At 56.2% G+C, this 25,714-nt stretch carries 20 protein-coding genes; 4 read left to right on the forward strand and 16 right to left on the reverse strand.

Features of this window, described 5'->3' with window-relative positions; all coding sequences use genetic code 11:
- Nucleotides 1-18: 18 nt before the first annotated feature.
- The 15 genes from AC1RBA_RS22480 to pseB form a co-directional block, all read right to left on the reverse strand.
- Nucleotides 19-2,142, reverse strand: coding sequence for a bi-domain-containing oxidoreductase (locus tag AC1RBA_RS22480; RefSeq protein ID WP_070287812.1), 2,124 nt, complete (start codon nt 2,140-2,142; stop codon nt 19-21).
- Nucleotides 2,143-2,166: 24 nt separating this feature from the next.
- Nucleotides 2,167-2,961, reverse strand: coding sequence for an AglZ/HisF2 family acetamidino modification protein (locus AC1RBA_RS22485; RefSeq protein WP_492419876.1), 795 nt, complete (start codon nt 2,959-2,961; stop codon nt 2,167-2,169).
- Between the two features lies 1 nt (nt 2,962).
- On the reverse strand, nt 2,963-3,577 hold the full coding sequence (hisH, locus tag AC1RBA_RS22490) for an imidazole glycerol phosphate synthase subunit HisH (RefSeq protein WP_070287815.1): 615 nt from the start codon (nt 3,575-3,577) through the stop codon (nt 2,963-2,965).
- The gene (locus AC1RBA_RS22495) at nt 3,574-4,722 is read right to left on the reverse strand and encodes an N-acetyl sugar amidotransferase (RefSeq protein ID WP_071654364.1); all 1,149 of its coding nucleotides are present in this window, start codon (nt 4,720-4,722) and stop codon (nt 3,574-3,576) included. Before AC1RBA_RS22495 ends, hisH begins: the two co-directional genes overlap by 4 nt.
- A gap of 43 nt (nt 4,723-4,765) precedes the next feature.
- On the reverse strand, nt 4,766-5,800 hold the full coding sequence (locus AC1RBA_RS22500) for an acyltransferase family protein (RefSeq protein WP_070287819.1): 1,035 nt from the start codon (nt 5,798-5,800) through the stop codon (nt 4,766-4,768).
- Nucleotides 5,797-6,930 carry a hypothetical protein gene (locus AC1RBA_RS22505; protein ID WP_070287821.1) on the reverse strand — a complete coding sequence of 378 codons (1,134 nt, stop codon included), beginning with the start codon at nt 6,928-6,930 and terminating at the stop codon, nt 5,797-5,799. The genes AC1RBA_RS22500 and AC1RBA_RS22505 overlap by 4 nt, the downstream gene beginning before the upstream one ends.
- A gap of 7 nt (nt 6,931-6,937) precedes the next feature.
- Nucleotides 6,938-8,182 carry a hypothetical protein gene (locus AC1RBA_RS22510; protein WP_070287823.1) on the reverse strand — a complete coding sequence of 415 codons (1,245 nt, stop codon included), beginning with the start codon at nt 8,180-8,182 and terminating at the stop codon, nt 6,938-6,940.
- 25 nt (nt 8,183-8,207) lie between these two features.
- Nucleotides 8,208-9,599: a lipopolysaccharide biosynthesis protein gene (locus AC1RBA_RS22515; protein WP_492419877.1), complete on the reverse strand. Its 1,392-nt coding sequence runs from the start codon at nt 9,597-9,599 to the stop codon at nt 8,208-8,210.
- The gene (locus AC1RBA_RS22520) at nt 9,596-10,276 is read right to left on the reverse strand and encodes a glycosyltransferase family 2 protein (RefSeq protein ID WP_070287828.1); all 681 of its coding nucleotides are present in this window, start codon (nt 10,274-10,276) and stop codon (nt 9,596-9,598) included. The genes AC1RBA_RS22515 and AC1RBA_RS22520 overlap by 4 nt, the downstream gene beginning before the upstream one ends.
- Nucleotides 10,273-11,352 carry an N-acetylneuraminate synthase family protein gene (locus AC1RBA_RS22525; RefSeq protein ID WP_254679409.1) on the reverse strand — a complete coding sequence of 360 codons (1,080 nt, stop codon included), beginning with the start codon at nt 11,350-11,352 and terminating at the stop codon, nt 10,273-10,275. Before AC1RBA_RS22525 ends, AC1RBA_RS22520 begins: the two co-directional genes overlap by 4 nt.
- Entirely contained in the window at nt 11,339-12,214 is an 876-nt protein-coding gene (locus AC1RBA_RS22530; protein WP_492419878.1) for an SDR family oxidoreductase, read from the reverse strand. Before AC1RBA_RS22530 ends, AC1RBA_RS22525 begins: the two co-directional genes overlap by 14 nt.
- Nucleotides 12,211-13,431: a DegT/DnrJ/EryC1/StrS family aminotransferase gene (locus AC1RBA_RS22535; RefSeq protein WP_070287833.1), complete on the reverse strand. Its 1,221-nt coding sequence runs from the start codon at nt 13,429-13,431 to the stop codon at nt 12,211-12,213. Before AC1RBA_RS22535 ends, AC1RBA_RS22530 begins: the two co-directional genes overlap by 4 nt.
- Entirely contained in the window at nt 13,428-14,186 is a 759-nt protein-coding gene (locus AC1RBA_RS22540) for a cytidylyltransferase domain-containing protein (protein WP_070287835.1), read from the reverse strand. Before AC1RBA_RS22540 ends, AC1RBA_RS22535 begins: the two co-directional genes overlap by 4 nt.
- 52 nt (nt 14,187-14,238) lie before the next feature.
- Nucleotides 14,239-15,171, reverse strand: a complete 933-nt coding sequence (locus AC1RBA_RS22545) for an aldo/keto reductase (RefSeq protein ID WP_175445133.1) — start codon at nt 15,169-15,171, stop codon at nt 14,239-14,241.
- A gap of 85 nt (nt 15,172-15,256) precedes the next feature.
- Entirely contained in the window at nt 15,257-16,255 is a 999-nt protein-coding gene (gene pseB, locus AC1RBA_RS22550; RefSeq protein ID WP_070287837.1) for a UDP-N-acetylglucosamine 4,6-dehydratase (inverting), read from the reverse strand.
- Between the two features lie 1,074 nt (nt 16,256-17,329).
- Between pseB and wecB the strand changes: the two genes are divergently transcribed.
- Genes wecB through AC1RBA_RS22565 form a run of 3 tightly spaced genes read left to right on the forward strand, consistent with a single transcriptional unit; the run spans nt 17,330 to nt 21,023 of the window.
- Nucleotides 17,330-18,493 (forward strand): non-hydrolyzing UDP-N-acetylglucosamine 2-epimerase, encoded by a 1,164-nt coding sequence (wecB, locus tag AC1RBA_RS22555; protein WP_070287838.1) that lies wholly within the window; start codon nt 17,330-17,332, stop codon nt 18,491-18,493.
- 19 nt (nt 18,494-18,512) lie between these two features.
- On the forward strand, nt 18,513-19,781 hold the full coding sequence (gene wecC, locus AC1RBA_RS22560; protein ID WP_071654365.1) for a UDP-N-acetyl-D-mannosamine dehydrogenase: 1,269 nt from the start codon (nt 18,513-18,515) through the stop codon (nt 19,779-19,781).
- Between the two features lie 57 nt (nt 19,782-19,838).
- Nucleotides 19,839-21,023, forward strand: coding sequence for a glycosyltransferase family 4 protein (locus AC1RBA_RS22565; protein ID WP_070287840.1), 1,185 nt, complete (start codon nt 19,839-19,841; stop codon nt 21,021-21,023).
- 61 nt (nt 21,024-21,084) lie between these two features.
- Here the strand turns inward: AC1RBA_RS22565 and AC1RBA_RS22570 are convergent, their stop codons facing one another.
- The gene (locus AC1RBA_RS22570; RefSeq protein WP_070287842.1) at nt 21,085-21,981 is read right to left on the reverse strand and encodes a sulfurtransferase; all 897 of its coding nucleotides are present in this window, start codon (nt 21,979-21,981) and stop codon (nt 21,085-21,087) included.
- A gap of 137 nt (nt 21,982-22,118) precedes the next feature.
- Between AC1RBA_RS22570 and dnaE the strand changes: the two genes are divergently transcribed.
- Nucleotides 22,119-25,658, forward strand: a complete 3,540-nt coding sequence (gene dnaE / locus AC1RBA_RS22575; RefSeq protein WP_230502684.1) for a DNA polymerase III subunit alpha — start codon at nt 22,119-22,121, stop codon at nt 25,656-25,658.
- Nucleotides 25,659-25,714 lie beyond the last annotated feature (56 nt).

Below are 25,714 nucleotides of genomic sequence, written 5' to 3' on the forward strand. Positions count from 1 at the left end.
CTGTTCCGCTGTACTGGCTTAGCATTGCGCAGCTGCCGCGAGCGCGATCGTCACCCGGCTCACTTCCATGACTTCGTCATAGGGAATGGGGGCTTTGCCGCCGTCCTGCATTGCCACGACGAATGCCGCTGCGCATTGCTTTTGTCCCTTGTCCTGCCGCCAAAGATTCATTTTGGAAAAACCAGGCCAGCCGAAGGCCGTCAGTTTGCGGAAGTTGTCTAACTGCAATACTCGACCGCTGGCGAAGATTTCGAGTCGTTCTTTCGGGAAGGCTTTGCTGCCATTGGCCAGATAGTGAATGGTGCCGATCGATCCATCCGCGAAACCGAGCTGTAGCGCGACCGTGTCAGCGGTAGCCGCTTGCATCTTGTGTACGCGGTACTCGGTAATCTGTGAGCCGGCGAGAAAGCGTAGCAGATCAATGAAATGGCATCCTTCGCCCACGATGCGGCCTCCGCCCACCTCATTGTCCTGGGTCCAATGCTGTGCCGGAATGGCGCCGGCATTGACCGTCATGACGAAGGTCTTCGGCTCGTGCATACTGTTCAGCAAGGATTTGATCTTTTGAACATGCGGCGCAAAGCGGCGATTGAAACCGACCATAATCATGGCTGGATGGCCCGCCACGGCCGCAGCGCGGTAGGCCACGTCGATTTTGTCCAGCTCTTCCGCGTGCAAGGCCAAGGGTTTCTCAACAAATACATGTTTGCCGGCAGCGAGCGCCTGGCAAACGAGCTTGGCATGGCTATCATGGCGGGTACTGATGACGACTCCGTGAACCTGCGGATCGATGAATACAGAGTCGGTATCGGTAGTGGTGGCGTGGAAACCAAATTTGCGCCCTGCATGGACGCCGGAGACGCCATTGTTCGAAACCACCGTCTTCAGCGTCGCCGCTGCGCTCTTGAAGGCGGGAATCAAGACCGCCGTAGCATAGTTGCCCGATCCGATGAAGGCTAAACCTGCCCCGCGAGTCCCTCCTTCTGCCAGTTCAACCGTACGCTGGCGCAGTACCGTGTCGGGAATGGTCTCGTCGGATGGGTATTCGAGCAAAATGCCGAGCGCTGGCGCACTGCCAGACAACAGGGCATAGGCATTCTCCGCCTGGTCGATCGTGAAGCGATGCGAGATCAACGCGTCAACGTTGAGTCTGCCGTCGGCCATCATGTCGAGTACTGCCTCGAAATTGCGTTGTTCGGTCCAGCGTACCAGACCTACCGGATAGTCCTGGCCTTTTTCCTCGTAATTCGGGTCGTAGCGGCCTGGGCCATAGGAACAAGAGACCTGAAAGGTGAGTTCCTTTTCATAGAAATCGGCGCGTGACAGTTCCAGCCCGGTTACACCGACCAGCACGATGCGTCCGCGCTTGCGCGACATCAATGCCGCTTGATGCACCGGTTCGTTGCTGGTCGTCGAAGCTGTGATGAGTACGGCGTCGACACCGCGCCCGCGCGAGAAGGTATTCGCCGCCGCCAGGGGGTCTTCGCCGGCGCTCAGATCGACGACCTCGGCGCCATATTGTTTGGCTAACTGCAGCTTGGCAGGATCGTAATCGATGCCCAGTACGCGGCAGCCATGCGCACGCAACAGTTGCACTGTCATCAGCCCGATCAAGCCCAGACCCGTAACCACGACGGCTTCACCGAGAGTTGGTTGTGCCAAGCGGATACCTTGCAGACCGATCGACGCCAGTACTGTGAATGCGGCCTGCTCGTCGGAGACGCCTGGCGGAATGGTCGCGCACAGATTCATCGGTACGCTGACGACCGCTGCGTGTTTGCCGTTCGAGACTACTCGATCACCGAGCGTGATGCCGTTGACGCCCTGTCCGGTTTGCAGCACCGTGCCGACATTGCAATAACCCAGAGGCAATGGCTGATCGAGCTTGTTGAAGACCGCTTCGAGCGTTGGTGCCAGCCCGTCCGTCTTGATTTTGTCGAGTACCATGCGCACCTTGTCGGGTTGCTGGCGGGCTTTTTCGATCCAGCCCGCTTTGCCGAACTCGACCAACATACGTTCGGTGCCGACGGATACCAGCGTGCGCGATGAGCGTATCAATACGCCGCCTTTGCCCACTGTAGGACAGGGCACATCGGCCACGGTAGTAGCGCCTGTTTTCAGGCTTTGCAAAATTTGTTTCACTTGTTCTCCATGCCTCTGAGAGGATTAAATAGCGCTTTCGTTCCGTTGGCCCGCTTTCAGGACCAGCGCGTCCTTGTCTTGACGGTTGGGATAGTTGATCAGGACGGCGCGATAGGTCCCCTTAAAGACAAACAGGCTGCCGGCAGCGGCTCCAATGATGTCGAAGCGGCGAATCAGGTCGCTCACGTCCTGCAGGCTGCCGGCGCCGCCCAGGGCAGTCATGGGCAGCGTGATTGCGGCTCGCACGGTGTCGATCAGGTCGACATCGTAGCCCTTCATCTGTCCGTCGCGTTCGATGGAATTGATGACAATTTCGCCCGCGCCAAGTGCCTGCATTTTTTTTGCCAGTTCGGCCGGACCGACGCCACTTCCACGGCTGCCATTGTGGGTGAATACCTCGTACTTGCGAAATAGACCGCTCTTCTTGACGTCCAGGACGACGACGACGCTTTGGCTTCCAACTTTTTCGGCGGCCCGGGAAACCAGTTCCGGATCAGCCAAGGCCGCCGAGCTAAGGGCGACCTTCTCGACGCCAAGGCCAATGATTGTTTGTATCTGCTCGACCGTTTTTACCCCTCCGCCATAGCACAGGGGCATGCGGCACTCGGCCGCCAGCGACTTGATCAATGCATAGTCGGGTTCGCGTTTGTGCACGGTGGCATCAATATCGATGACGATCAGTTCGTCAACTTCCTTCTCATTGAAAATGCGAACGGCGTTCAGCGGGTCGCCGACATACTTTGGGCTGCCGAAGTTGACGGTCTTGACCAACCCGCCGTTCTGGATTAGCAGGCAGGGAATGATTCGTGGTCGTAACATCTTACAGCTCCGCAAAATTCTGTAACAATTGGATGCCCCATTGATGGCTCTTTTCGGGGTGGAATTGCACGCCAAAGACGTTGCCGGAGTTGACGCTGCAAGTGAATGGGCCGTTATAGTCGGCCACCGCCAGCACGTCTTCCTGCTTATGTGGGGAAAAATAATATGAATGCAAGAAATAGAAGCGCGCGCCGGCGTCCAGGTTCTTGAACAGGCTGTTGGGGCGCTGCGGCACGACGTCATTCCAGCCCATGTGCGGCAAATGGGTCTGTTGCAGCATGTGCGTGTCGTCAAAGCGCTTGACATCGGCGTCAATCCAGCCCAGGCCAGGCAAGCTACCCTCGTCGCTGCGTGTGGCCAGCATCTGCATGCCGACGCAGATGCCGATTACGTGGCTGTACTCACCCTGCACCAGTTGATCCAGGCATTCGCGCATGCCCGATTCCTGCAAGCGCGTCATCGCCCAGTCGAAGGCGCCCACGCCTGGCAAAACGATTTTTTTTGCACCGCGCAGCTCTGCTGCGTTGGTGGCGATGGTAACCGGAATGCCAAGACGTTTGTAGATGTTGGCGACGGCCAGTACGTTGCCCAGGCCATAGTCGACGATGGTAATCATCGTTTCCCGCCCAGCTCCAGGCCAAGGAATTTCATTACCTTGGCGCCAAACAGATAAAAACTTTCCTGCGACTTATAGTCTTTGTAGCTTTTGTTGGGGGCATCCATATAGCTTTGCAGTTCGGCAACAGTAATACCCAGCTTGGTCGCCACGTACTCGAATTCCTGGCGCGCCACGTCCTCGCTGAGGGCCGGCTGCTTCAAGTTTTCCAGCGCCTGCTCCCGCGTCATCTGATTGGTCACGATCAGGCTTGCATACTGAACGCGGCGGGTATCGTAGCCGAATTTCTTTGGCAGCCAATATCCCTCGTAGAAGCGCGTGAATCGTGATTCGAAGTGTTTTTGCGGATACGGTTGCCAGTCGAATTTCTGCTTGAGCAGTTCGACAGCCTCTTCCTTGATATACGGCCCGAAGTTGAGCGGGCGCACGATTTTGATCCCTTTGATGTAGGGCAAATAAATCTTGTGGCGCAAGATGGACGTTGTGGGGAAATTCTTCAGGGCCTTCTTGCCGAAGCGGCGATGAATGTCGTGCAGCTGGATGGAATCGGACTGGTAGTACATCCATTCGATGGGATTGCGGATGCACTCGGTCGACAGGTTGGCCCCGGTCAGAATATACTTGATGCCATGTTTTTCGGCGAACTTGTACATCGTCGCAAAGAAGGCATAGTCCTGCGGGGTGTCGATGTGCGAAACGCCTGATTTGAAGAAAGCGAGCTGCAGATCGCGCATTTCTTGCCAGTCGATTACTTCGGTGTACAGGTCGAGTTTCAGGCAGTCGACAATGCGTTCGATATTATTGACAGCCTCTTGCGAGTTCCAGCCTGCATCAACGTGAAATACCAGTGGTCGCAAGCCCAACTTTTCCTTCGCGATATACGTCAGATAGGAACTGTCGATACCGCCGCTCATACCAATGATGCAATCGAAATCCTTGCCTTTGCCAGCAACCTTGATGGCGGCGGCGAGTTTGTCCAGTTCCTGCTGGCCACGGGCGTCCGTGTGCCAGTTTGGAGCGATTTTTTCCTTGAAAGTGGTGCAGTGATCACAGACCCCGTTCGCGTCAAAGGTAATCTTTGAATCGGACGTGTCCATTACGCAATTGGTGCAAATTTGATAGTTTGACGTGGCAGCGGACGACATAATCGTTCTTATTCCCAGAAGTTGATGTTGCAATTATATTGGCTTAGTACTTATGTTTCAAAGCGGGGCGCTCGATGACATACCAGGAAAACATCGCGGCCACGACACTGACGATGATCGTGGCGAAGACGTTGATGCCCGCAGAAAACACGCCGGTGAACAACAGCACATTAATGACCGGCATATGGTAGAGATAGAGCCCGTAGGAGAAGTCCGTTTTACGGATAACGGCGGTTATTTTAGCAGGCAGCGCCAGTTGTGCCGTGCCAAACTTGAGCAGTAGCGCAACAAGCAACACGACGGCGACCGGATTGATGCCGTTTTCCGCATTGCGCTGATAACTGCCGATGAAGTTCATCGCCAGCAAGTAGGCGGGCAGCAGATATTTGTACTCGAGGCGCTGGATCTTGGTAATCCAGTTCTCGTTAAGTGCTATAAAGCAACCCAGCAGAAAGATATATATCCAGGGAGCGAATGACACATACAGCAATTTCATGTACATGATGCTCCAGTCCAAGTGTTGCCCAAGATAGACGTTGATTGCCATAGACAACAAGAATAGCAGTATGAGGAGCGCCTTGGCGCGCCGTGCAAGATAGTAGACGACAGGCATCAGCAGGTAAAACTGCAGTTCAATCGATACGGTCCACAGAGCGCCATTCAAGACACCGACACCAAAGCCGCGCATGAACTCGGGGTTGTAGAACTGCAGTATCGTCATTTGGCCGGTCAGCCACATGAAGAACGACGACAGGCTCAGGCCAGGAGTAGGCAGATAGCCCAGGATGAACACTGTGGCGGTCGACAGCAGTATGCACACCCATAATGCTGGATAGATGCGTAGTACGCGGTTCTTGAAGAAGGCCAGCAGCCCCTTTCCTTCCATGCGCTGGTAGGAGGAGCAGATCAGATAGCCGCTGAGGAAAAAAAACGTTGGTACGCCGGGGAAAACTTTTAAGATCTCGACGGCATATCCGCTAATGCCGAAATGGTTCAGCGCATGCACGCTCATGACCTGTAACGCGGCAAGCAAACGGATCAGATTGAAATTATTGTGGTGACGTGGCGGCGTGTTCATGAACTGGCGATCCTGTTTCTGGGCGGATGTGGCAGAAATTTTCCGCTGAGAGCGAAAAAGAAGGCGAAAAAATAGAAATCAAAAATCGTAGGGAACAGTACTGGTTCCGTCGCACAGCGAAACAGTACGATCAACAGCATGCTTCCGGAAAATGCCTTCACAGACGATGGCAGCCTTCTTCGCAGCAACGCCAGGGGAAAGGCGGCCAGCGACAGCAGGTACAGTGCACCGAAAATATGATGAGCGCGCACAAAGGAGTTATGGGGATTGCCGTTGAAGTCGGACTCGATGCTAGTGCCCTCGTAGTCGGCGCCTGTCAGCGCGCTCGCCCAGTTAATCTTGTTCATGTAGTCGGTCAGGATGCGCTGACGCGGTTCATCGACCAGCCCGGAACCGATTTTTGTATTGGACTCGACGAAATCGACGATATCGTCGGCAAAGTAAATCGACACCAGGAATACTGCTCCAAGACCTAGCACGATACTGCGTAGGCCGCGCAGGTCGCGTCTCCAGGACAGATAGGACAATAGATTTACTGCCAAAATAGCTGTGGAAGCAAGGATGGAGCCGCGGCCGTAGCCGATGATGCAAACAAATAGTGTTAGCGAAGCAGTGACAAGGCTGGCCTGGCGGTGGCGCAGGAATTTTAGTGTGGAATAGGTTGCCTGCAGCACGATGAGATAGGACGTGATGCCGTTGCTGCTGGAATCGGGAATCAGGTTTTCCAGTGGAAAATCGCTGAGTCCTGTGACAACCAGTGCGGCAAAGAGCGCTGCCAAAGCCGCCAATAGTGAATATTTGCAAGCGGCCAGCAGTGCATCCTTATCGCGGCTCAGGACGAATGCTGCACCCATGGACAGTAGTGAAATACCGTAGTGCATCGGGGCTGTCCAACTGCGCATTGTGCTCAACGGTAGCATCAATGTGAGAGTGCACAGGAGTAAGAGCATCATGTAGCGCTCGACGTTGTTAGCCAATCGAAACATATGGGCGTTTCGCAGCACGACGCACAAAGCGACGCCGAGATAAAGGCCAACCAGCCACTCGATGCGCAAGGCGAAGGCAGCGACCAGCAGCATCAGAAAGGCGGTGTACGCGAGGTGTTTCGCGTGCGCGGTGGTGAAGATCATCGCTGCCTTATTTCGCCAGAAAATCCAGTAACTGCACGTACCGCTCGTCAAAGGCGTCAAAGGATTCTGCTGGCCGCTTGCTATCGATATTGTCCGCGAGCCAGGCGGTCAGGCTGGCTTCCGATTCCGAGATGAGTTCGACCAGACCGGCCTGTTTATAGTAAGAGTAATAGTCACCCTTGGATTCATCCGCCCGCAAGTTCGGGTCGAGCAGCGCTGATTTAATACCCACCTGTGCCGCTTCTATGCATACAGAGCTATTCCATGATACGTGCAAGTCGATATCGCGGAGAACGACTGGTAACGGCGCCTGGGTGGCCAGCTCCCATTCTGCATAGCCGCGCAGCGATTGGTTGAAATATTTGATGAAGTTAGGGCCTTCATGCGTGGCGAAGCCCTGAATCTGATTCGGGTGCAGGCGTAGAAGCCAGCGATAGGTCGATGCAGTCTTGCGGATGACTTGTTCCAGTTCCTCGCCAATGAAGCCGTTCGGTATATTGGTGCACCCCCATGAAAGACTCATCATGACTGTTTTGCGTTCATCTCGTACAGTGCGCAACTGATAGTCGGCGGAAAGTTCCTGTACCAGGGCATCGTTAGCGGCTGGACGTGTAAAGCGCGCCAGCCAGCGGTTGCCGATGACATTGGTGACTACACCTTTCGGCGTGGCCCATTCGCGGATTACCTCGGCGCTTCCTTCATCCCAGCACAGGAAGGCGTTCGGCAGGTATTCGATCGGATCGGCGGCACGGAACGAGGCGCCATACCATGGGTGGGTTTCTGCAATGACGCCGTGTTGGACGTCTGCTACCCATACACCGCGTTTGTGGCAGGCCACGCAGAGTTCACGCGATGGCTGGATGCCAAAAACTTTCTTTGCCTTGGTCTGGTCGAGAATGTCACCCCAGATCCGCTCTTCCATCGCCGAATAGGGGTAGGCTGCGCGTGTGAATTTTGCCAGCAGGCGCTTTACCACCAAGGCGCGGGCAAAAGCACCTTCCGGCGAGTACACGCGTGCATAGCTCAACTCGCCCTTCACGGTAGAGATGATGCGTGCCACGCTGATGCAGGCCACGCCGCGTTGCGCCAGGTCGTCCTCCATGGTGTCGATCAATGGAGAATAGTATTTTCCTTTGTGTAAGAGGCTGCGGTCGTTATCGTGTGCGACAGTCAGTACTGGCACCTCGTCATAGCGAATTTTCTCGATTTTGAAACAGTCGAGCATAATTTTTTTTATAATTGTGTAGTCCATGCTTAATCAATCTAAAGTAGCTGGTTCAGGGAGCGTGGGCGAATTGGCTGGCAAGCAGCATACAGCCGCCGAGCATTAAGGTCGCCAATGCCGGTCCTTGCCATAACAGGCGAATTTGCCACCACTGGCGGGCGTGGAAAAATACGCCGATCGAGCGCAGCAGCATCATCGCGAAAAATCCGGCGTAGACGCCGAGCACGCCAAGCGCCAGCATCAATGCGGCCCAGGCGATCAGGCCAGCGATACTGGTGGCCAGTGTTACATTCATCAGCTGATGGCCCTTGCCATGCACCAGATAATAATTCTGGATGTGCCACCACGGAATCGACACGGCGTAGGCCGAGAACAGGAAAAACATTTCCAGTTCGAGATGCTGGTAGGGGCGCAAGGAAGGGCCGACTGCCTGGATCACCAGTGGCAGGATGAGCAGTACTGCACCGCCGAACAGACCGAGCGCCAGACCTTGCAGGCGGTAAAAATGGTGGTTCTTTGCTTCGACTTCGGTAATCGTCAATTCATGCACCAATTGGAAGAAGCGCGGACTCCACACTTGATTGAGCGAGGTGGCCACCAATTGCATGATTGACGAGATTGAATAGGCGAAGGTGAAGCGGGCCACATCATTGGGATTGAAAAAGTACTGAACGAGATAGGTGTTGCCATAGCCGCTCAGCCATCCGAGCAGGACAATCAGAACGAAGGGCGCGATACGCGCCAGTATCAGTCTGACGTCGCTGCCCTGCCGTGCAAAACCATACGAGGGTACTTTTTTCCACGTCAGCGCAGGCAGCGACAATAGCAGGCCCAGCGCAGTGCCGGCAAAAAAAGCGGGCACGGTGCGGATGGCTGCGAAGGCGAGAAAACCGGCCAGCAGGCCGGCCAGTGCGGGCAGCGAATTCAGGCACAGGGATGCCAGATGTTTTTCTTCGAGGCGTGTAAGCAGGGCCTGCAGGGTAAAAAATGCCGTGATGACGCCCGTTGCGGCGACCAACAGCAGTTCCGCCCATGATGCTGGCGTGTTGGAAACTATGAGGCGGTAGCTGAGCACGGTCAACATGGTCGACAGCGCGGCCAGCAGCAGGAATACCGTATTGGCGGCACTGAACAGACTGGTTCGTGCCTTTCCAGCGGGACGGTCTTTCAGCATGCCCACCACCGACTCCATGATGCCGGCGATAGCGAACGCGGTAATACCTGTTTGCAGCGCATAAAACAGGCCAAATTGCGCATACGCGTCTACCGGTAGCGAGTGAGCCAGCCACAGGAAAAGCAACAGTCCCAGGCCTTTTTGCACGCCAGCACTGCCCGCGTAAGCGATGGCAAATACGGCGCGCGAATTGAGGGCGGGGAGGGACTGTAGTGCGGTGCGTGCCCGCTCCTTGAGCGGAGCTTGCGAACCGGTGCGCGGTTCACTCATGTGCGCACGACGTACCGATGGCGGATGGTTCTGCAGATACCAATGGCAAGGGCGCGTACAATTTTCAGATTCGCGCTCAAGGTGGTCCCAAAACGGGGCTGGCCCAGGCGCTCCCTGGTCTTCAGTGGAAACTGGACGACAGGCGTGCCGGTCAGGACGCTATGGATCGCCAATTGCGTGCCAACCGACCGGTAGGTGTCGAATGCCCCCAGCTTTCGATATAGATCGATGTGATAACCTTTAACGCCGCATAATGGATCATCCATCCCCCACATGCGCTTGCCGACCAGGCAGAACAGGGTTTCGCCGAGCCGCTGCTGCACGTCGCGCACACCTACGGTGAGCCGGGCGCCAGCCTGCAATATGCCAACTGCGGCGACCAAGGCGGCAGTGTCATGCTGACCGTCGGCATCGATGGTAATCACATATTCACAACCGAGACGCGCCGCTTCTGCGAAGCCGCTGTCAATGGCCGCATCGTAGCCGCGGTTGATGCCGTGGCGCACGACCACTGCGCCGCCTTGCAGCGCCAGCGCGGCGGTGTCATCCGATGAGCCGTCATCGACAACAATTGGCAAGGCGATACCTTGCAGACCGCTGACGACCTGGGCAATCGTTGCGGCCTCGTTCCATGCTGGAATGACGGCCGCGATTTTTCCGCCGTGCTGCTGCCTCACGCCAGAGATCCGATGCTGATATGCTGGCCGGCGACGCCATTGACCGACAAGGTTTTTCCAACTACCTGGGTGATGCAGTATGGTGGCAACGCGTCTGCTGGGCAGGGACGCAGAAAATTCAGATGCTCGGCGCGTAGCACCGTGCCTGCTGGCAAGTCAGTGGCCAGGCGAATGGCGCGGCGTTGCAGAACCACGGTTTTGCTTTCGTTTTCTTCCACGCGTTTGATGCCCGTTCCCAGGGCAAATTCCAGTTCGCGCGTGCGCTCGACCATGTCGCGCCAAGAGGCAGGATCCATGGAGAAGGCATGATCAGGTCCGACTCGCTTGGTGTCGTCGGTGAAGTGTTTCTCGATCATGCGAGCACCAAGAGCAACTGCGCCGAGTACGGTTGCGTGACCTGGAGTGTGATCACTGAGGCCCAGCACCATGTGCGGGAACATTTCCCGATAGCATTTCAGTACGTTGAGCTGGATGTACTTGAAATTTTCAAGTTCTGCGGTGTAATTGGTGTTGCATTGCATCAAAGCGAGGTTCGGATTGATCGCCAGGCCTGCTGTAACGGCACGCAGCACATCGTCCATTGTCGAGGCACCTGTCGCCAAGATATAGGGCTTCTGCTTGGCAGCGATGTACTCGATGATTTCCACCCATGTGATGTCGCCAGAGCCCACCTTATACGCAGGAACGAACGGATCGATAGCATCAACCAGGTCGAGTGCGTAGGGGCTGGTGAAGAAGGTAATCCCCGCTTTTTTGCAGGTGTCAACCAGCGTTGGTGTCCACCCCAGGCCGACGGAGGCATCCTGGTAGACGTCGAACACGGACTTCTTCCATTTAGACTGGTGCGACTGGTCACCGCTAAGGGCCTTGAAGCCATGGTCGCTGACGATAGTGTCCGCCTTGAAATGCTGGAACTTGGCTGCATCGGCACCGGCTTCAGCAGCCATATAAATAAGGTCCTTGGCGCGTTCCAGGTCGCCGTCGTGGTTAGCGGCAATATCGGCGATGAAATACGTCGGACTATCATTGCTGATGGTCTTGTTATCAATCTTTAATTCGGAATTAACGCGCAGCATTTTCATATTCCTTACAAACGCTATAAATTTCTTTTTGTAAAATAGGCATTGGCATACCCATGGCTGCTTCAAACTTTGCCACATCAAGCCGCATATCTTTCGGGCGGTAGGCTGTCAGGGGGCTGCTACTGGAGCTGCCGCGGCGCATGTTTGCGCAGGACAGATTCAATTGCTGCGCCAACGCGAAGGCGAAATCGGCTTTTGACAAACCCTCTCTGCTGCCGACGTTGAAGACGCCCTGTATTGGGTGCGCGAGCACCTGCTCGATGAGCGAAACCAGCGTCCCGAGAGACAAGGGGCTGAATAGGACATCATCGAACACGGTGATGGATTCGCCCTGGCGCAGGGCTCGCACGAGCCAGTCGCTAAAGCTGGTGCGGCCCGGGCACTGGCTGACACCGAAGAAATTCGTGCGCAGAATCGTATGCGGCACGGTTGCAGCGGCCAGTTCACCTGCATATTTTGAAAAGCCGTAGTAGTTCGACAGCGCAACCTGATCTTCCCGGTGCGGGCCGGCCGCATTGTACACTTGATCGCTAGAAATATGGATCAGATGGACATGCCGGTCAGTGTCGCGCATCCACGCGGCAATATTCTCGACGATCCTGGTATTCACGAGGTAGGCTTGCTGCGGCGACCTCTCGCACTCGTCCACATTGGTCAGGGCGATCAGATTGATGATAGCATCCGGCATTACCTGGTCCAGGCAGGCGCGCATGGCATCGTCTTGCGTCAGATCAACCCGCGCGCCCGCAGCGGACGCGTTGGTGAAGACCGCATGACCGCACTGGCGCAGGTATGGCACGAGCGTGCTGCCCATTAACCCTGTTGCTCCCAGTACCATTACACGCATCGGTGTCATTTCTCGAAACTTTGCAGCGTGGCGCGCAGGATTTCAGCCTGGCGTTCAGCATCAGCCAAGTTCCAGTAATTCGTCTTGAACTGCAGCAGACGCGGCGCGATGCGTTCGGCAACCGGGCACAGGCCAGGTTTGTATTGTGCGCGATTTTCCGCAGAGATGAAATCTTCACGGCCCAGCAGGTTCATGGTTTCGAACATCGGCTCCAGATACGTCAGCTTCCATGCCGCGTATACGCCGTCGCCACCCAACTCCACGAAACGATCGCGGAACTCATGCCAGGTAATATCCGTGTGGTCAAGGCGCGCCACCCAAGTCCAGTAGGTGTTGACGTATTCAGGGCCGACGAATTGCGGTTTGAACCAGTCAAAACCCTTGGCTGCATTCGTAAACAGTGCCGCAGCATCTACCCGTGTTTGCACCAGTGGCTCGATATTTTCGACCTGAGCCAGCGCTACTGCTGCGCACAGTTCGGGGATGCGGTAATTCCAGCCCATCGTCACGTGGCGCGAGTAGTATGGGTCTTGAATATCTTTCTTGGTAATCTTTGCCTTGGTTGCGCCGACACCAGCGTAGCCGAGCGACTGGACCTTGCGGATCTTCTCGGCCAGTTCAATGTCATCGGTGATAATCATGCCGCCTTCACCACTGCTCAGATGCTTCGAACTCTGGAAGCTGAAGCTGGCGCAATGGCCGAGCGTGCCGACGATTTTACCTTTGTATTTGCCGAGGAAGCACTGAGCATTGTCTTCAATGACGAACAAGTTGTGTTGCTTGGCCAATGCCATGATCGCATCCATGTCCGGCGACATGCCATACAGGGCCACGGTGATGATTGCGCGGGTTTTGGGCGTGATGCGTGCGGCGATCGACTCGGCACTGATCTGGAAGGTGTCGGCATCGACATCGGCAAATACTGGCGTTGCGTTTGCCTGCAGGACGGCAAAGGTTGTCGCGGACATCGTCAGTGGCGGTACAATGACCTCATCGCCTGGGCCGATGCCATACGCCTCCAGTGCCGCGTGCATGGTCGCCGTGCCGTTGACGAAGGAAATCGCATACTTGGCGTCGAAACGTTCGGCAAAGGCTTCCTCCAGGCGACGCATCATGCCCGAACCCTTCGAGCTTCGGAACTCCGAATCTATCACCTCGGTGACATATTTCAGTTCATTGCCATACAGTCTGGCGGCGGTCGCGGATGCTTGCTTTGTGGTCGTCATTTTTCCTCTGATTTCAAAGATTTAAAGTATCCCTCGTTGCGGATGGTGTCGGCATTGAGAAGACGAATGTGCGGATTCGATTCAAGCCACTTGATCACGGCCTGATATGGAACCAGCGGCTGGTCCTGAAACTGCGTATAGACATGCTGCATGAATTCGAGGTCCTGCGGCTTGTCCACAGTCCAGCGCCAATCCTGCAGTTCTGTATCATGGACAAAATTCAACGCCTTGAATAGGGCGCTGTTTTTCCAGATATATGGAGTCACGTGTTCGCGCTCGGAAGGTAGCTGCGCTTCGCGGTGCGCTGTTTCCAGCGCCGTGAAGGTGAATGCTTCGACGTCAAGACCCTCGGGGAAGGTCGGTGTAATTGTATTCGAACAGTAAGCGAGGCTGGTGTCTTCAAGCAGCAGTCGCACTGCACGGTCAATAATCTGCGGGTCCTTTAGCGGGTCGTCCGCCGTGATGCGGACAATGTGCGTAGCTCCATGCAGGCGCGCAGATTCATAATAGCGTGACAACACGTCATCCATTGAGCCACGGAATACGCGTGCAGCGCCACCCGCCAGCACATGTTCGACGAGGACGTCGTCGTCTTCGCTGAGCGACGTCGCCACGACGATTTCGTTGATCAGGCTGGCTGCAGAGACGCGTTCGATAATGCGATCGATCATGGTGCGGCCGGCAATATCCGACAAGACCTTGCGTGGCAAGCGGCTCGATCCCATTCGAGCTTGAATAATTGCAACAATTTTCATTTTTACTGTGTTCCTTGCATCGATGATTGCACGTGTTGCCGCGCACGCATGCTTACGCGTTCCATAATACGGGATTCAGGATGCGGACATCGTTGCAGCTGAAGTCGGCGAAATGAATCGGCGGAGGGGGCGGGAAATTGCCGAACAATTCATTCAATTGTTCAATGGACTCGACCCCTACAATAATACGCGCGATTTCCGGCGTTCCCAGCAAGTGATGCAGCGCTGCGTGCGCAGGACTGACGCCCGCCTGCGTGCAACTGTCGCGAAACGCCGTCAGCACTGGCCGAACGCTGTCAAAGTTAGGTGCCAGCGTGGCAGGATCGGCCAGTAGCAAGCCTTGCAAAAATGCTGATCTGGCATGGATCTCGATGCCTTTTTCGTTCAGGCGACGCAGCGTTCCCGACTCGATGAGCCGTCGGTCCAGCCAGTTTATTGGCAATTGCACAAGATCAATGGGGAACCGGTCTGCGATCTTTTCGGCTACTTCTCCGGTATAGGCGGATATGCCGATTTTTCGCACCAGTCCGGCCTCTTTCAGAGCCAACAGCTGCTCATAGACGTAGCCCCCGCCAGGTGCCAGCAGTTCGTCGGAGTTGTGAACCATCAAGCCATCGACTGAGGCACGTCGCAGCGTCCCCAGTGCGGCGCGCAAGGCTTCGGCCAGGGTTTGCGCATCAGCTGCCGTGAAGTCGGCTGGCAGGCGCGGCGTCTTGGTGATCATGGCAAAATGCCGGGCTTCTTCGGCGCACTGGCCGAGTACACTTTGCGAGGCGCCGTATTCATGCGCGGTATCGATGACCGAGAGGCCAAAGTTGCGGGCCGCGATCAGTATATTGCGTACCGCATCCTGCGAAGGCATGCCTTGGGTATTGAACCGGCCGTAGGACATGCCAAACTGGGCGGCACCTATGCCAAAACGCGCCAGCACTCCGGCGTTGAAAGGGAGGGGGGACTCGATCTTTCCTGGCGGGACTGGATTCAAATTTAACTCCTTACTTGCTTGCACAGTACCCGGCATTATATGCCGGGGTGTTTCGTTCGACAGTACAATGGGTGCGGCGTGACAATTAAACCTTGTCGATTTCGTTGGTGTGCTGTTCGATCCACGAGCGCAATTCAGGAATGCTCATCCATTCGCGGTTGTTGTCGCTGGAATAAACGAAGTTTTCTGGCACTTTGACGCCATCCTTGATGCGGAACGGATCTTCGCTCCAATTGTGAATCGCAGGCAGAATCTTGAAATGTTCCGCATATTCGTAGGTCAGCAAAGCATCTTCGGCGCTAATCATCTGCTCATGCAGTTTTTCGCCGGCACGAATGCCGATGGTTTCTTGCGTGCAGGTATCGTCGACGGCATTGGCAACATCGGTCACCTTCATTGATGGGATTTTCTTGACGTAGATTTCGCCGCCCTGCATATCTTCAAAGGCGTGCCACACTAGTTCGACGCCTTGTTCGAGCGTAATCATGAAGCGGGTCATGCGTGGGTCGGTAATAGGCAGTACGCCTTTATCCTTAATCGACAGGAAGAATGGGATGACCGAACCGCGCGAACCCATCACATTGCCATAGCGGACAACACCAAAGCGGCAGCCATCTGCGCCAGCATATGAGTTTCCTGCTACAAACAATTTATCCGATGCCAGTTTCGTCGCACCGTACAGATTCACCGGGCTACTTGCCTTATCCGTCGACAAGGCGACGACGCGGCGGACCTTCTTGTCTATGCACGCATCGATAAGATTCATCGCGCCGTTGATATTGGTTTTCACGCATTCAAACGGATTATATTCGGCAGTTGGGACAATTTTGGTGGCCGCAGCATGCACTACATAATCGACGCCATCCAATGCCCGGTACAGACGTTCACGATCACGTACATCGCCGATGAAGAAACGGATACGTGGATCGCCTTGAAAACGTTTTGCCATTTCCCATTGTTTCATTTCATCACGGGAATAAATAATGATTTTTTTGGGATTATATTTGGCGAGTGTCATTGGCACAAATTTATTGCCAAAGGAACCGGTCCCGCCCGTTACCAGAATGGTGGAATTTGTAAACATATTCGTTATGCCCTTAAGTTATTAAAATCCGATAATATCGCAGCCTACTTTTTGGCATGACGATTGCAGGGTAATATTGAGCCGGCGGCCATTCTTCTCGCAGTGACGAAGTCATATCCGCATGATTGAGAGAGGGCAACTGTCCGGATTGCCCGGTCGCGCAGCCCATTGTCACTGGCCTTGTGCAGATGGCAATCAGGAAAATGGTGTGTCGTGAACAGGGCTGATGTCAAGAACGACGTTGCTGAAGAACAGCACGCTAGCAATAGCGGTGTGCGCCATGGCAAGATCGTTGCACACTTCAGTGCATATTGCATATCCATGCCGCGCAACACAGTCTGCAAGCTTGCAGCCAGGATGAAGCGCACGATCTTATTGTATTAACTATAATAATTTCATGCTGGCAAGTTTCCTTTGCTTGTAGTGTCGGGACATAGCGTTAGTGGTGCCAACTTAGTTCGAATATGCTAGAGAAATGTGTGCGGCAATACTAGTGCTCGCAGGAATGACGGCTAACTTTACTTGATATGTTACTCGAAATTGTAGCAGGAACGAAGTACTTTTCGTGTTTCCCTTTCGCGTAAAGTCAACCTTTGCTTGGTATTCTTTCACGCTGCAGCGTATTGTCTTTAATGCATTGCATTGAAAATGCCCAGGTCCAAATGCCTTCCTCCGAGGTAGTATGTGTCAGCCAGCTGACTTCCGGCATCAAAGAATCGGGGACCAAGTTTCAAATCTCAATTGATTATTCGCGAAGTAAACGGTTATCATCTCAGACTCATGATTGTGGGGGGGCGCCAAATGGTGTATCTCGCACGTATCTGATTCGGGCGAGTGCGCTTGCCCGCCGCAGACCGGCAGCATGTCCCCGGAACGTATATATATGGCATGCGGTGTCCCGCTCTTGCAGGGCGTGGAACGGAGGGGCCGCCCAAGTGCGGCGGCGTCGACAGTTAATTTTCCTGCATCGTATCGCTCCAGCCGCCGGTATACGGGATACCGGTGGTTGTTGACGCTGCATTTTTTAGACGGTTTGACAAGGCTGAGGCTGATATAGCCCGGTCGGGAGATGCAATGAAGAAACAATTGAAAGTACTGACTGTATTCGGGACCCGTCCTGAAGCGATTAAAATGTCGCCTTTGGTGCGCCAACTGGCCCTGCATCCGGACATCGATAGCAAGGTTTGCGTCACGGCGCAGCACCGGCAAATGCTCGATCAAGTACTTGATCTGTTCGATATCAAGCCAGATTTTGACCTAGATATCATGCGCCCCGACCAGAATCTGTATACCGTCACGACCGATATTTTGCAAAATATTGCTGAAGTATTCGCCGAATTTCGTCCTGACTACGTGCTGGTGCATGGCGATACGTCAACGACATTCTGCGCCTCGCTGGCTGCGTTTTACCAGCGTATTCCAGTGGGCCATGTCGAAGCTGGGTTGCGCACGGGAAATTTGTATTCGCCCTGGCCGGAGGAGGCCAACCGACGGCTGACCAGCGTGCTCGCCGAGATGCATTTTGCTCCGACCACCGAGTCGAGTGCTAACCTGCTGAGGGAAAACGTCGACGCCGCTCGTATTGTCGTCACTGGCAATACGGTCATTGACGCCCTTGTCATGGTGTGTGACAAGTTGCGGGCCTCGCCACAGTTGTACCAAGAACAGGCCGCACTTTTTCCGTTCCTGCGCGAAGATGCGCGTGTCGTGCTCATTACTGGCCACCGCCGGGAAAATTTTGGCGGCGGTTTTGAACGTATCTGCGTCGCGCTGCAACGCCTGGCACAGCAATTCCCGGCCGTTGACTTCGTCTATCCCGTGCATTTGAATCCACATGTCCAGGAACCCGTAAATCGATTGCTGAGCGGTGTCTCGAATGTGCATCTGGTCGCTCCGCAGGAGTACTTGCCATTCGTCTTCCTGATGATGCGTTCCTATCTGATATTGACCGATTCTGGCGGTATCCAGGAAGAGGCACCTTCACTGGGCAAGCCGGTGCTGGTCATGCGCGACACTACCGAGCGGCCCGAAGCGCTGGCCGCTGGAACGGTGCGTTTGGTCGGCACCGATGTCGAACGTATCGTTGCCAATGTCACCGAGTTGCTCAGTGACGAGCAGGCATACGGAATGATGAGTTTTGCCCATAATCCTTACGGTGATGGAGCTGCGAGTGTCCGTATCATTGACGCGCTTCTAGCACATCATGTGCAGCAGACGGCCAAGCTGGCGGCACTTTAAATTCAACAGGAGTTATCAAGTGAATCAAAAATTCAATTCAATTTCAGTCATCGGTTTGGGGTACATCGGTCTGCCCACTGCAGCCATGTTTGCATCGCGAGGTGTCAAGGTGATTGGCGTTGATATTAGCCAGCACGCAGTCGATACCATCAATGCCGGCAAGATTCATATTGTTGAACCTGAACTGGACATGCTGGTACATGCCGCTGTCACCGAGGGCTGCCTGCGTGCAACTACCCGCCCGGAAGCAGCCGATGCCTTCCTGATCGCCGTGCCGACACCGTTCAAGGGTGTGCATGAACCAGACTTGAGCTACGTGCGGGCAGCGGCCGAATCGATCGCACCTGTGCTAAAAAAGGGCAACATCATTATTCTCGAGTCAACCTCGCCGGTTGGCACGACCGAGCAGATGCTGCAATGGATGCAGCTTGCGCGTCCCGACCTGCGTTTCCCGCTCAGTGCGGCTGACGCAGACGTCGATGTACACGTGGCATACTGTCCGGAGCGCGTACTTCCAGGTAATGTGGTGCATGAACTGGTGGCCAACGACCGCATCATCGGTGGTGTGACGGCGCGGTGTGCGGCGCTGGCCGCCGATGTGTACCGCATTTTCGTACGGGGAGAGTTGCTGCATACCAATGTTCGCACGGCGGAAATGAGTAAATTGGCTGAAAACGCCTTCCGTGATGTGAATATTGCTTTCGCCAATGAACTCTCTCTGATCAGCGATAAGCTTGATATTAATGTATGGGAGTTGATATCTCTCGCGAATCGCCATCCACGCGTCAATATTCTGCAGCCGGGCTGCGGGGTGGGTGGGCATTGTATTGCTGTCGATCCATGGTTTATTGTTGATAAAACGCCGGAGCAAGCACGTTTGATCCGCACTGCCCGCGAGGTCAACGATCACAAGCCGGAATGGGTGCTGACTCAGGTGCAAGAGGCGGTTGACGCACGGGTTGCGGCCGGGCAGGCCGAATCGACGCTGACGGTAGCCATGCTCGGTTTGGCATTCAAGCCCAACATTGATGACCTGCGAGAAAGTCCTGCCCTGAGCATTGCAGAAAAATTTGCTGCAACCACCGGCGCCCGCCTGTTATTGGTGGAGCCCAATATTGATGCCTTGGCTGGCTCGCTTGCGAAGCATGCGCTCGTCTCTGTCGATGACGCGGTTGCCCAGGCTGATATTCTCGTGTTGTTGGTTCGCCACAGCGACTTCAAGGGTATTGACGCCAAGCTGGCGCCTGGCGCCATGCTGTTGGATATCGTCGGCAACTCCTACGCCTGAGTATCGTTGGGTGGGCACTGTGTCAGGCGCTATTGCAGTAGAACAGAAGGAAAATGAATGAGAGTTTTGCTGTTAAGTTTTTATTACACGCCTGATCTGTGTCCGGGTTCGTTTCGCGCCGCGTCCCTGGCAGACGCCCTGCTGGCAACCTTGCCTGCCGGCTCCCATGTCGATGTAATCACGACCATGCCCAACCGTTACAGTAAATTTGCGGCTGTGGCGCCGGAAGTTGAGGAGCACGCAGGCCTGACGATTCGGCGTATTGGCTTGCCTGCGCATCAAAGCGGCATGGTCGATCAGTCGAAGGCTTTCCTTGCCTTTGCCCGCAGCGCAATCAAGCTGGCCAAATCAGCCCAATACGATCTGGTCTGCGCCACTTCCTCGCGCCTGATGACTGCTGTACTGGGTGCGTGGATCGCGAGGAACCGTTGCGCTGGACTGCATCTTGACATCCGCGACATCTTTGTCGACACGATCAAGGATGTGTTGCCCAAACATATGGCCGGAATCTTCAAGCCGGTGTTTTCCCTATTGGAAAGGTGGGCAATTCGCCGAGCCGACAAGGTCAACCTGATTTCCGCAGGGTTTGCCGGCTATTTCTCAAGTCGTTATCCGGATCAGAAATTTTCGTATTTCACCAATGGTATCGACGACGAGTTCTTGTATATCGGAACGGCCGAGCGGCCCGTTTCTGCTCCAGCGGCATCGCTGATTTCGATCGTCTATGCTGGAAATGTCGGTGAAGGACAGGGTTTGCATCTGATTTTGCCCACGCTTGCCAAGCGCTTGCGTGGTCGCGCACGGTTTACCGTGATCGGCGATGGCGGGCGGCGGGCGGCGCTGGAAAATGCGCTGAAGGAGGCTGGCAGCGACAATGTCGCCTTCCTGCCACCGATGAAACGACATGAATTGATCGCTGCATACCAGGCTGCGGATGTGCTGTTTGTGCACTTGAATGATTATGATGCGTTCAAGAAAGTGCTACCCTCGAAATTGTTCGAGTATGGGGCCAGCGGTAAGCCGATCTTGGCAGGGGTCGATGGCTATGCGGCGAAATTTGTTGCTGAGGAAATACCGAATGCGGCCGTCTTTTATCCCTGCGACGCAGATGCTGCCGTCACCGCTTTTGACCGTCTCTTGATCCGGGACACGCGCCGTGAGCAATTCGTGGCCAAGTTTTCCCGCGTAAACATCGCCAGGGAATTGGCCCGCGATATCATCGCCTCCTGCGGGAAGCCTTGAGTCATTGTGGAGGTTGCAATGTAGGGCAGCCTCTCTCCCCATGCGCGGTACGCCCGGATGCTTAATTTCCGCCCTTGCCGTAGCAATGCGGGCACGACACCTCATACACATATTCCGGCGCCAGTTGCTGGCGCGGCGTAACGACGGCGCGGCAGACGAAACACTGCACGGTTTCCGTCGGTTCCAGTTTCGGGTTCAGGGCCGTGCGGTAGTCGAACACGAAGCAGTCGCCCGTGTAGTGCTCGCCGCCCACTTCTTCAAAATATTTCAGGATGCCGCCGTCGAGCTGGTACACGCTGTCGTAGCCGATTTCCTTCATGTGGATGGCGGCCTTTTCGCAGCGGATGCCGCCCGTGCAGAAAGTGACGACGGTCTTGCCTTCCAGTTCGTCCTTGTGGGCGGCGGCGACGGCCGGAAATTCCGTGAACTTGTCGATCCGGTAATCGAGCGTGTTGTTGAACGTGCCCACGTCCACTTCAAAGGCGTTGCGCGTTTCCATCATGACCACGGGTTTGCCCGCATCGTCGACGCCGGCATCTAACCAGCGCTTGAGCGTATGCGCGTCGACGGACGGGGCGCGGCCCAGTTCCGGCTTGATCAGCGGCATGCGCATGGTGATGATCTCCTTTTTCAGCTTGACCAGCATGCGTTTGTGCGATTGCTCGTTCGACAAGCTTTCCTTCCATTCCAGATCGGCCAGGCGCACATCGCTGCGCACCCAGGCGAGGAAGCTGTCGATATGCTCGCGTGTGCCCGACAGGAACATGTTGATGCCTTCGGGCGTCAGCAGGATCGTGCCTTTCAGGTCCAGCGCCAGGCATTGCTCCTGATACAAGGGACGCATGGCTTCCGTATCGTCCAGCGTGATGAATTTATACGCGGCGATATTGACAAACGTGGCGGCGGGCTGGCTGGCGGCGGCGGAAACGGCGGGTGTTGCTGGGGTGATGGCTTGCATGATGGCGATCGGTTTAGACTGAACAGCCGATATTATAAGCCCGACAGGCCAGGCAGGATACCCGGTCCGCGGCCGCGACGCGGTAGAATAGACCCCATTGAATTTTGCACGAAACGGTACACAGGATGGAAATGGTAATGCAAGAGGCCGGCGCTCCGGCAGGTTCACAGCAAGCGATGCAGCCCGGTCCGGCTTTCGTCCACTTGCGCGTGCACTCGGAGTACTCGATCGTCGACGGCCTCGTGCGCATCGACGATGTGGTCAAAGCGGCGGCAAAGGACAAGCAGGTGGCGCTGGCCGTCACCGACCTGTCGAACCTGTTTGGCATGGTCAAGTTCTACAAGGAAGCGCGCGGCAAGGGCATCAAGCCCATCGTTGGCGTCGACGTGTGGATCACGAATGACGACAACCGCGAAAAACCGTCGCGCCTGCTATTGCTGGCGAAGAACCGCATGGGCTATCTGCAGCTGTGCGAACTGCTGTCGACGGCCTGGCTGACGAACCAGTACAAGGGCCGCGCCGAGCTGCGCATCGAGTGGCTGCAAGCGCTGGCGACGAATACCTACGACCTGTACCCGGGCGAAAGCGCGGCCAATGGCCTGATCGTGCTGTCGGGCGCGCATTTCGGCGACGTCGGTATCGCCATCGAGAATGGCAACCTGGCCCTGGCCGAACGCAATGCGCAGCGCTGGGCCGAGATTTTCCCCGGCCATTTCTATATCGAAATCCAGCGCGGTGGCCAGGCCAACCAGGAAGCGCAGGTACGCCATGCGGTGGCGCTGGCGGCCAAGCTGGGCTTGCCCGTGGTGGCCACGCATCCCGTGCAATTTATTTCTCCTGAGGAATTCATCGCCCACGAAGCCCGCACCTGTATCGCCGAAGGCGAAATGCTGGCCAACGCCAAGCGGGTGAAACGCTTCAATGACAGCCAGCGCTTCCTGTCGCAGGCCGACATGGCGGAACTGTTCGCCGACCTGCCGGCCGCGCTGGCCAATTCCGTGGAAATTGCCAAGCGCTGCAATCTGACCTTGACCCTGGGCAAGCCGCAATTGCCGAACTTCCCCACGCCGCCGGGCATGACGATCGACCAGTTCCTCGTGGCCGAATCGCAGGCGGGCCTGGAAAAGCGTTTGATCCAGCTGTATCCCGATCCCGAGCGCCGCGAAAAGGAACGTCCGCGCTACGAATCGCGTTTGAAATTCGAGACAGACACGATTTGCAACATGAAGTTCCCCGGCTACTTCCTCATCGTGGCCGAGTTTATCCAGTGGGCCAAGGAAAACGGCGTGCCCGTCGGTCCGGGCCGCGGTTCGGGCGCCGGTTCGCTGGTGGCGTATTCGCTGCTCATTACCGACCTCGATCCGTTGCAGTACAACCTGCTGTTCGAGCGCTTTTTGAATCCCGAACGCGTTTCGATGCCCGACTTCGATATCGACTTTTGCCAGGAAGGGCGCGACAGAGTCATTCAGCACGTCAAGGATTTGTACGGCAAGGAGGCGGTCTCGCAGATCGCCACCTTCGGTACCATGGCGGCCAAGGGCGCGATCCGCGACGTGGGCCGCGTGATGGATTTCGGCTACAACTTCTGCGACGGCATCTCGAAGCTGATTCCGTTCAAGCCCGGTAAACCCGTGTCGATCGCCGATGCCATCGAGGAAGAGCCGCTGCTCAAGGAGCGCCTGGAAAACGAGGAAGAGGTCAAGCAGCTGCTGGACCTGGCGCAGCAGGTCGAAGGCATCACGCGCAATATCGGCATGCACGCGGGGGGCGTGCTGATCGCCCCGGGCAAGCTGACGGACTTCTGTCCGCTGTACACGCAGGGCGGCGATTCGGGCGTCGTGTCGCAGTACGACAAGGATGACGTGGAGGCCGTCGGCCTCGTGAAGTTCGACTTCTTGGGTCTGACCACGCTGACCATCCTCGACCGCGCCGTGCGCTACATCAAGCAGCTCGATCCCGCGCAGGCGAACTTCGACCTGGCGACCTTGCCGCTGAACGACAAGCCGTCGTACGACTTGCTGACCAAGGCCAAGACCGTGGCCGTGTTCCAGCTCGAGTCGCGCGGCATGCAGGGCATGCTGAAAGACGCGCGTCCCGACCGTTTTGAAGACATTATCGCGCTCGTGGCGCTGTACCGCCCGGGCCCGATGGACCTGATTCCGGATTTTTGCAAGCGCAAGCACGGTGAACGTTTCGATTATCCCGATCCGCGCACGGAATCGATTCTGTCCGAAACCTACGGCATCATGGTGTATCAGGAGCAGGTGATGCAGATGGCGCAGATCGTCGGCGGCTACTCGCTGGGCGGCGCCGACATGCTGCGGCGCGCCATGGGCAAGAAGAAGGCCGAAGAGATGGCCGAGCACCGCGAGATCTTCCGCGCCGGTGCGGCGAAAGACGGCTTGACGGCGGAAAAGGCCGACGAGATCTTCGATTTGATGGAAAAGTTCGCCGGCTACGGTTTCAATAAATCGCACGCCGCCGCCTACGCCCTGCTGTCGTACCACACGGCGTATCTGAAAGCGCACCACACGGCCGCCTTCATGGCCGCCAACTTGTCGCTGGCCATGGACGACACGGACAAGATCAAGATCCTGGTGGAAGACTCGCTGGAAATCTGCAAGCTGACCTTGTTGCCGCCCGATATCAACGAATCGGACTACCGCTTCACGCCGAGCGGCGCGCCGCCGTCCGTGAGCGGCAAGAAAGTCACGCAGATCCGTTACGGCCTGGGCGCCGTGAAGGGCTCGGGCCAGAATGCCATCGAAGCCATCATCGCCGCGCGCGAGGCGGGCGGGCCATTCACGAGCCTGTTCGATTTCTGCAAGCGCGTGGATAAAAAACAGATCAACCGCCGCACCATCGAGTCGCTGATCCGCAGCGGCGCGTTCGACTGCCTGAAGGTCGACCGCGCCATCCTGCTCGCTTCCGTGGCGTTCGCCATGGAATGCGCCGACCAGGCGGCCAAGGCGGCCAACCAGGTGAGCCTGTTCGGCGGCGACGACAGCGACATGGTGGCGCCGCCCGAGTACGTCAAGGTGCCCGTGTGGACAGATAAACAGCGCCTGACGGAAGAAAAGATCGCGCTGGGCTTCTACCTGTCCGGCCACCTGTTCGATTCGTATGCGCCCGAGGCGCGCCGTTTCGCGCGCACGAAATTGTCGGAACTGTCGCCGTCGCGCGAGCCGCGCATGATGGCCGGCGTCATCACGGGCTTGCGCACGCAGATGACGCAGCGCGGCAAGATCCTCATCGTCACGCTCGATGACAAGAGCGGCACGGTGGAAGTGACGGTGTATGGCGAACTGTTCGACGCCAACCGGAAAATCTTCAAGGAAGACGAATTCCTGGCCGTCGTGGGCAAGGTATCGGAAGACCGTTTTTCGGGCGGCTTGCGGATCACGGCCGAGAGCGCTTTCGACATCATCGCCGCGCGCGTGCAATATGGCCGCCAGCTGGGCCTGACCTTGCCGGCCACCCTGGACGCCAAGCGCATCCGAGACGTGATCATGCCGCACCGGGCCGAGACGGGCTTGCCGATCGCCGCGCGGGTCAGCCCGCAAGGCGTCAGCTGCGTGCTGCAGTTTGGCGATGAGTGGAAAGTGGCGCCATCGGATGAATTGCAGATGGCGCTGGAGCAAATGCTGGGTGCGCAAGAGGTGGCGGTCGAATACTGACCGGCACCGCCCGGCGCAGACAACAAAGCCAAACCGCAGACATGCTGGTTTGGCTT

The sequence above is a fragment of the Janthinobacterium sp. GW823-FHT03B06 genome (assembly GCF_058796955.1).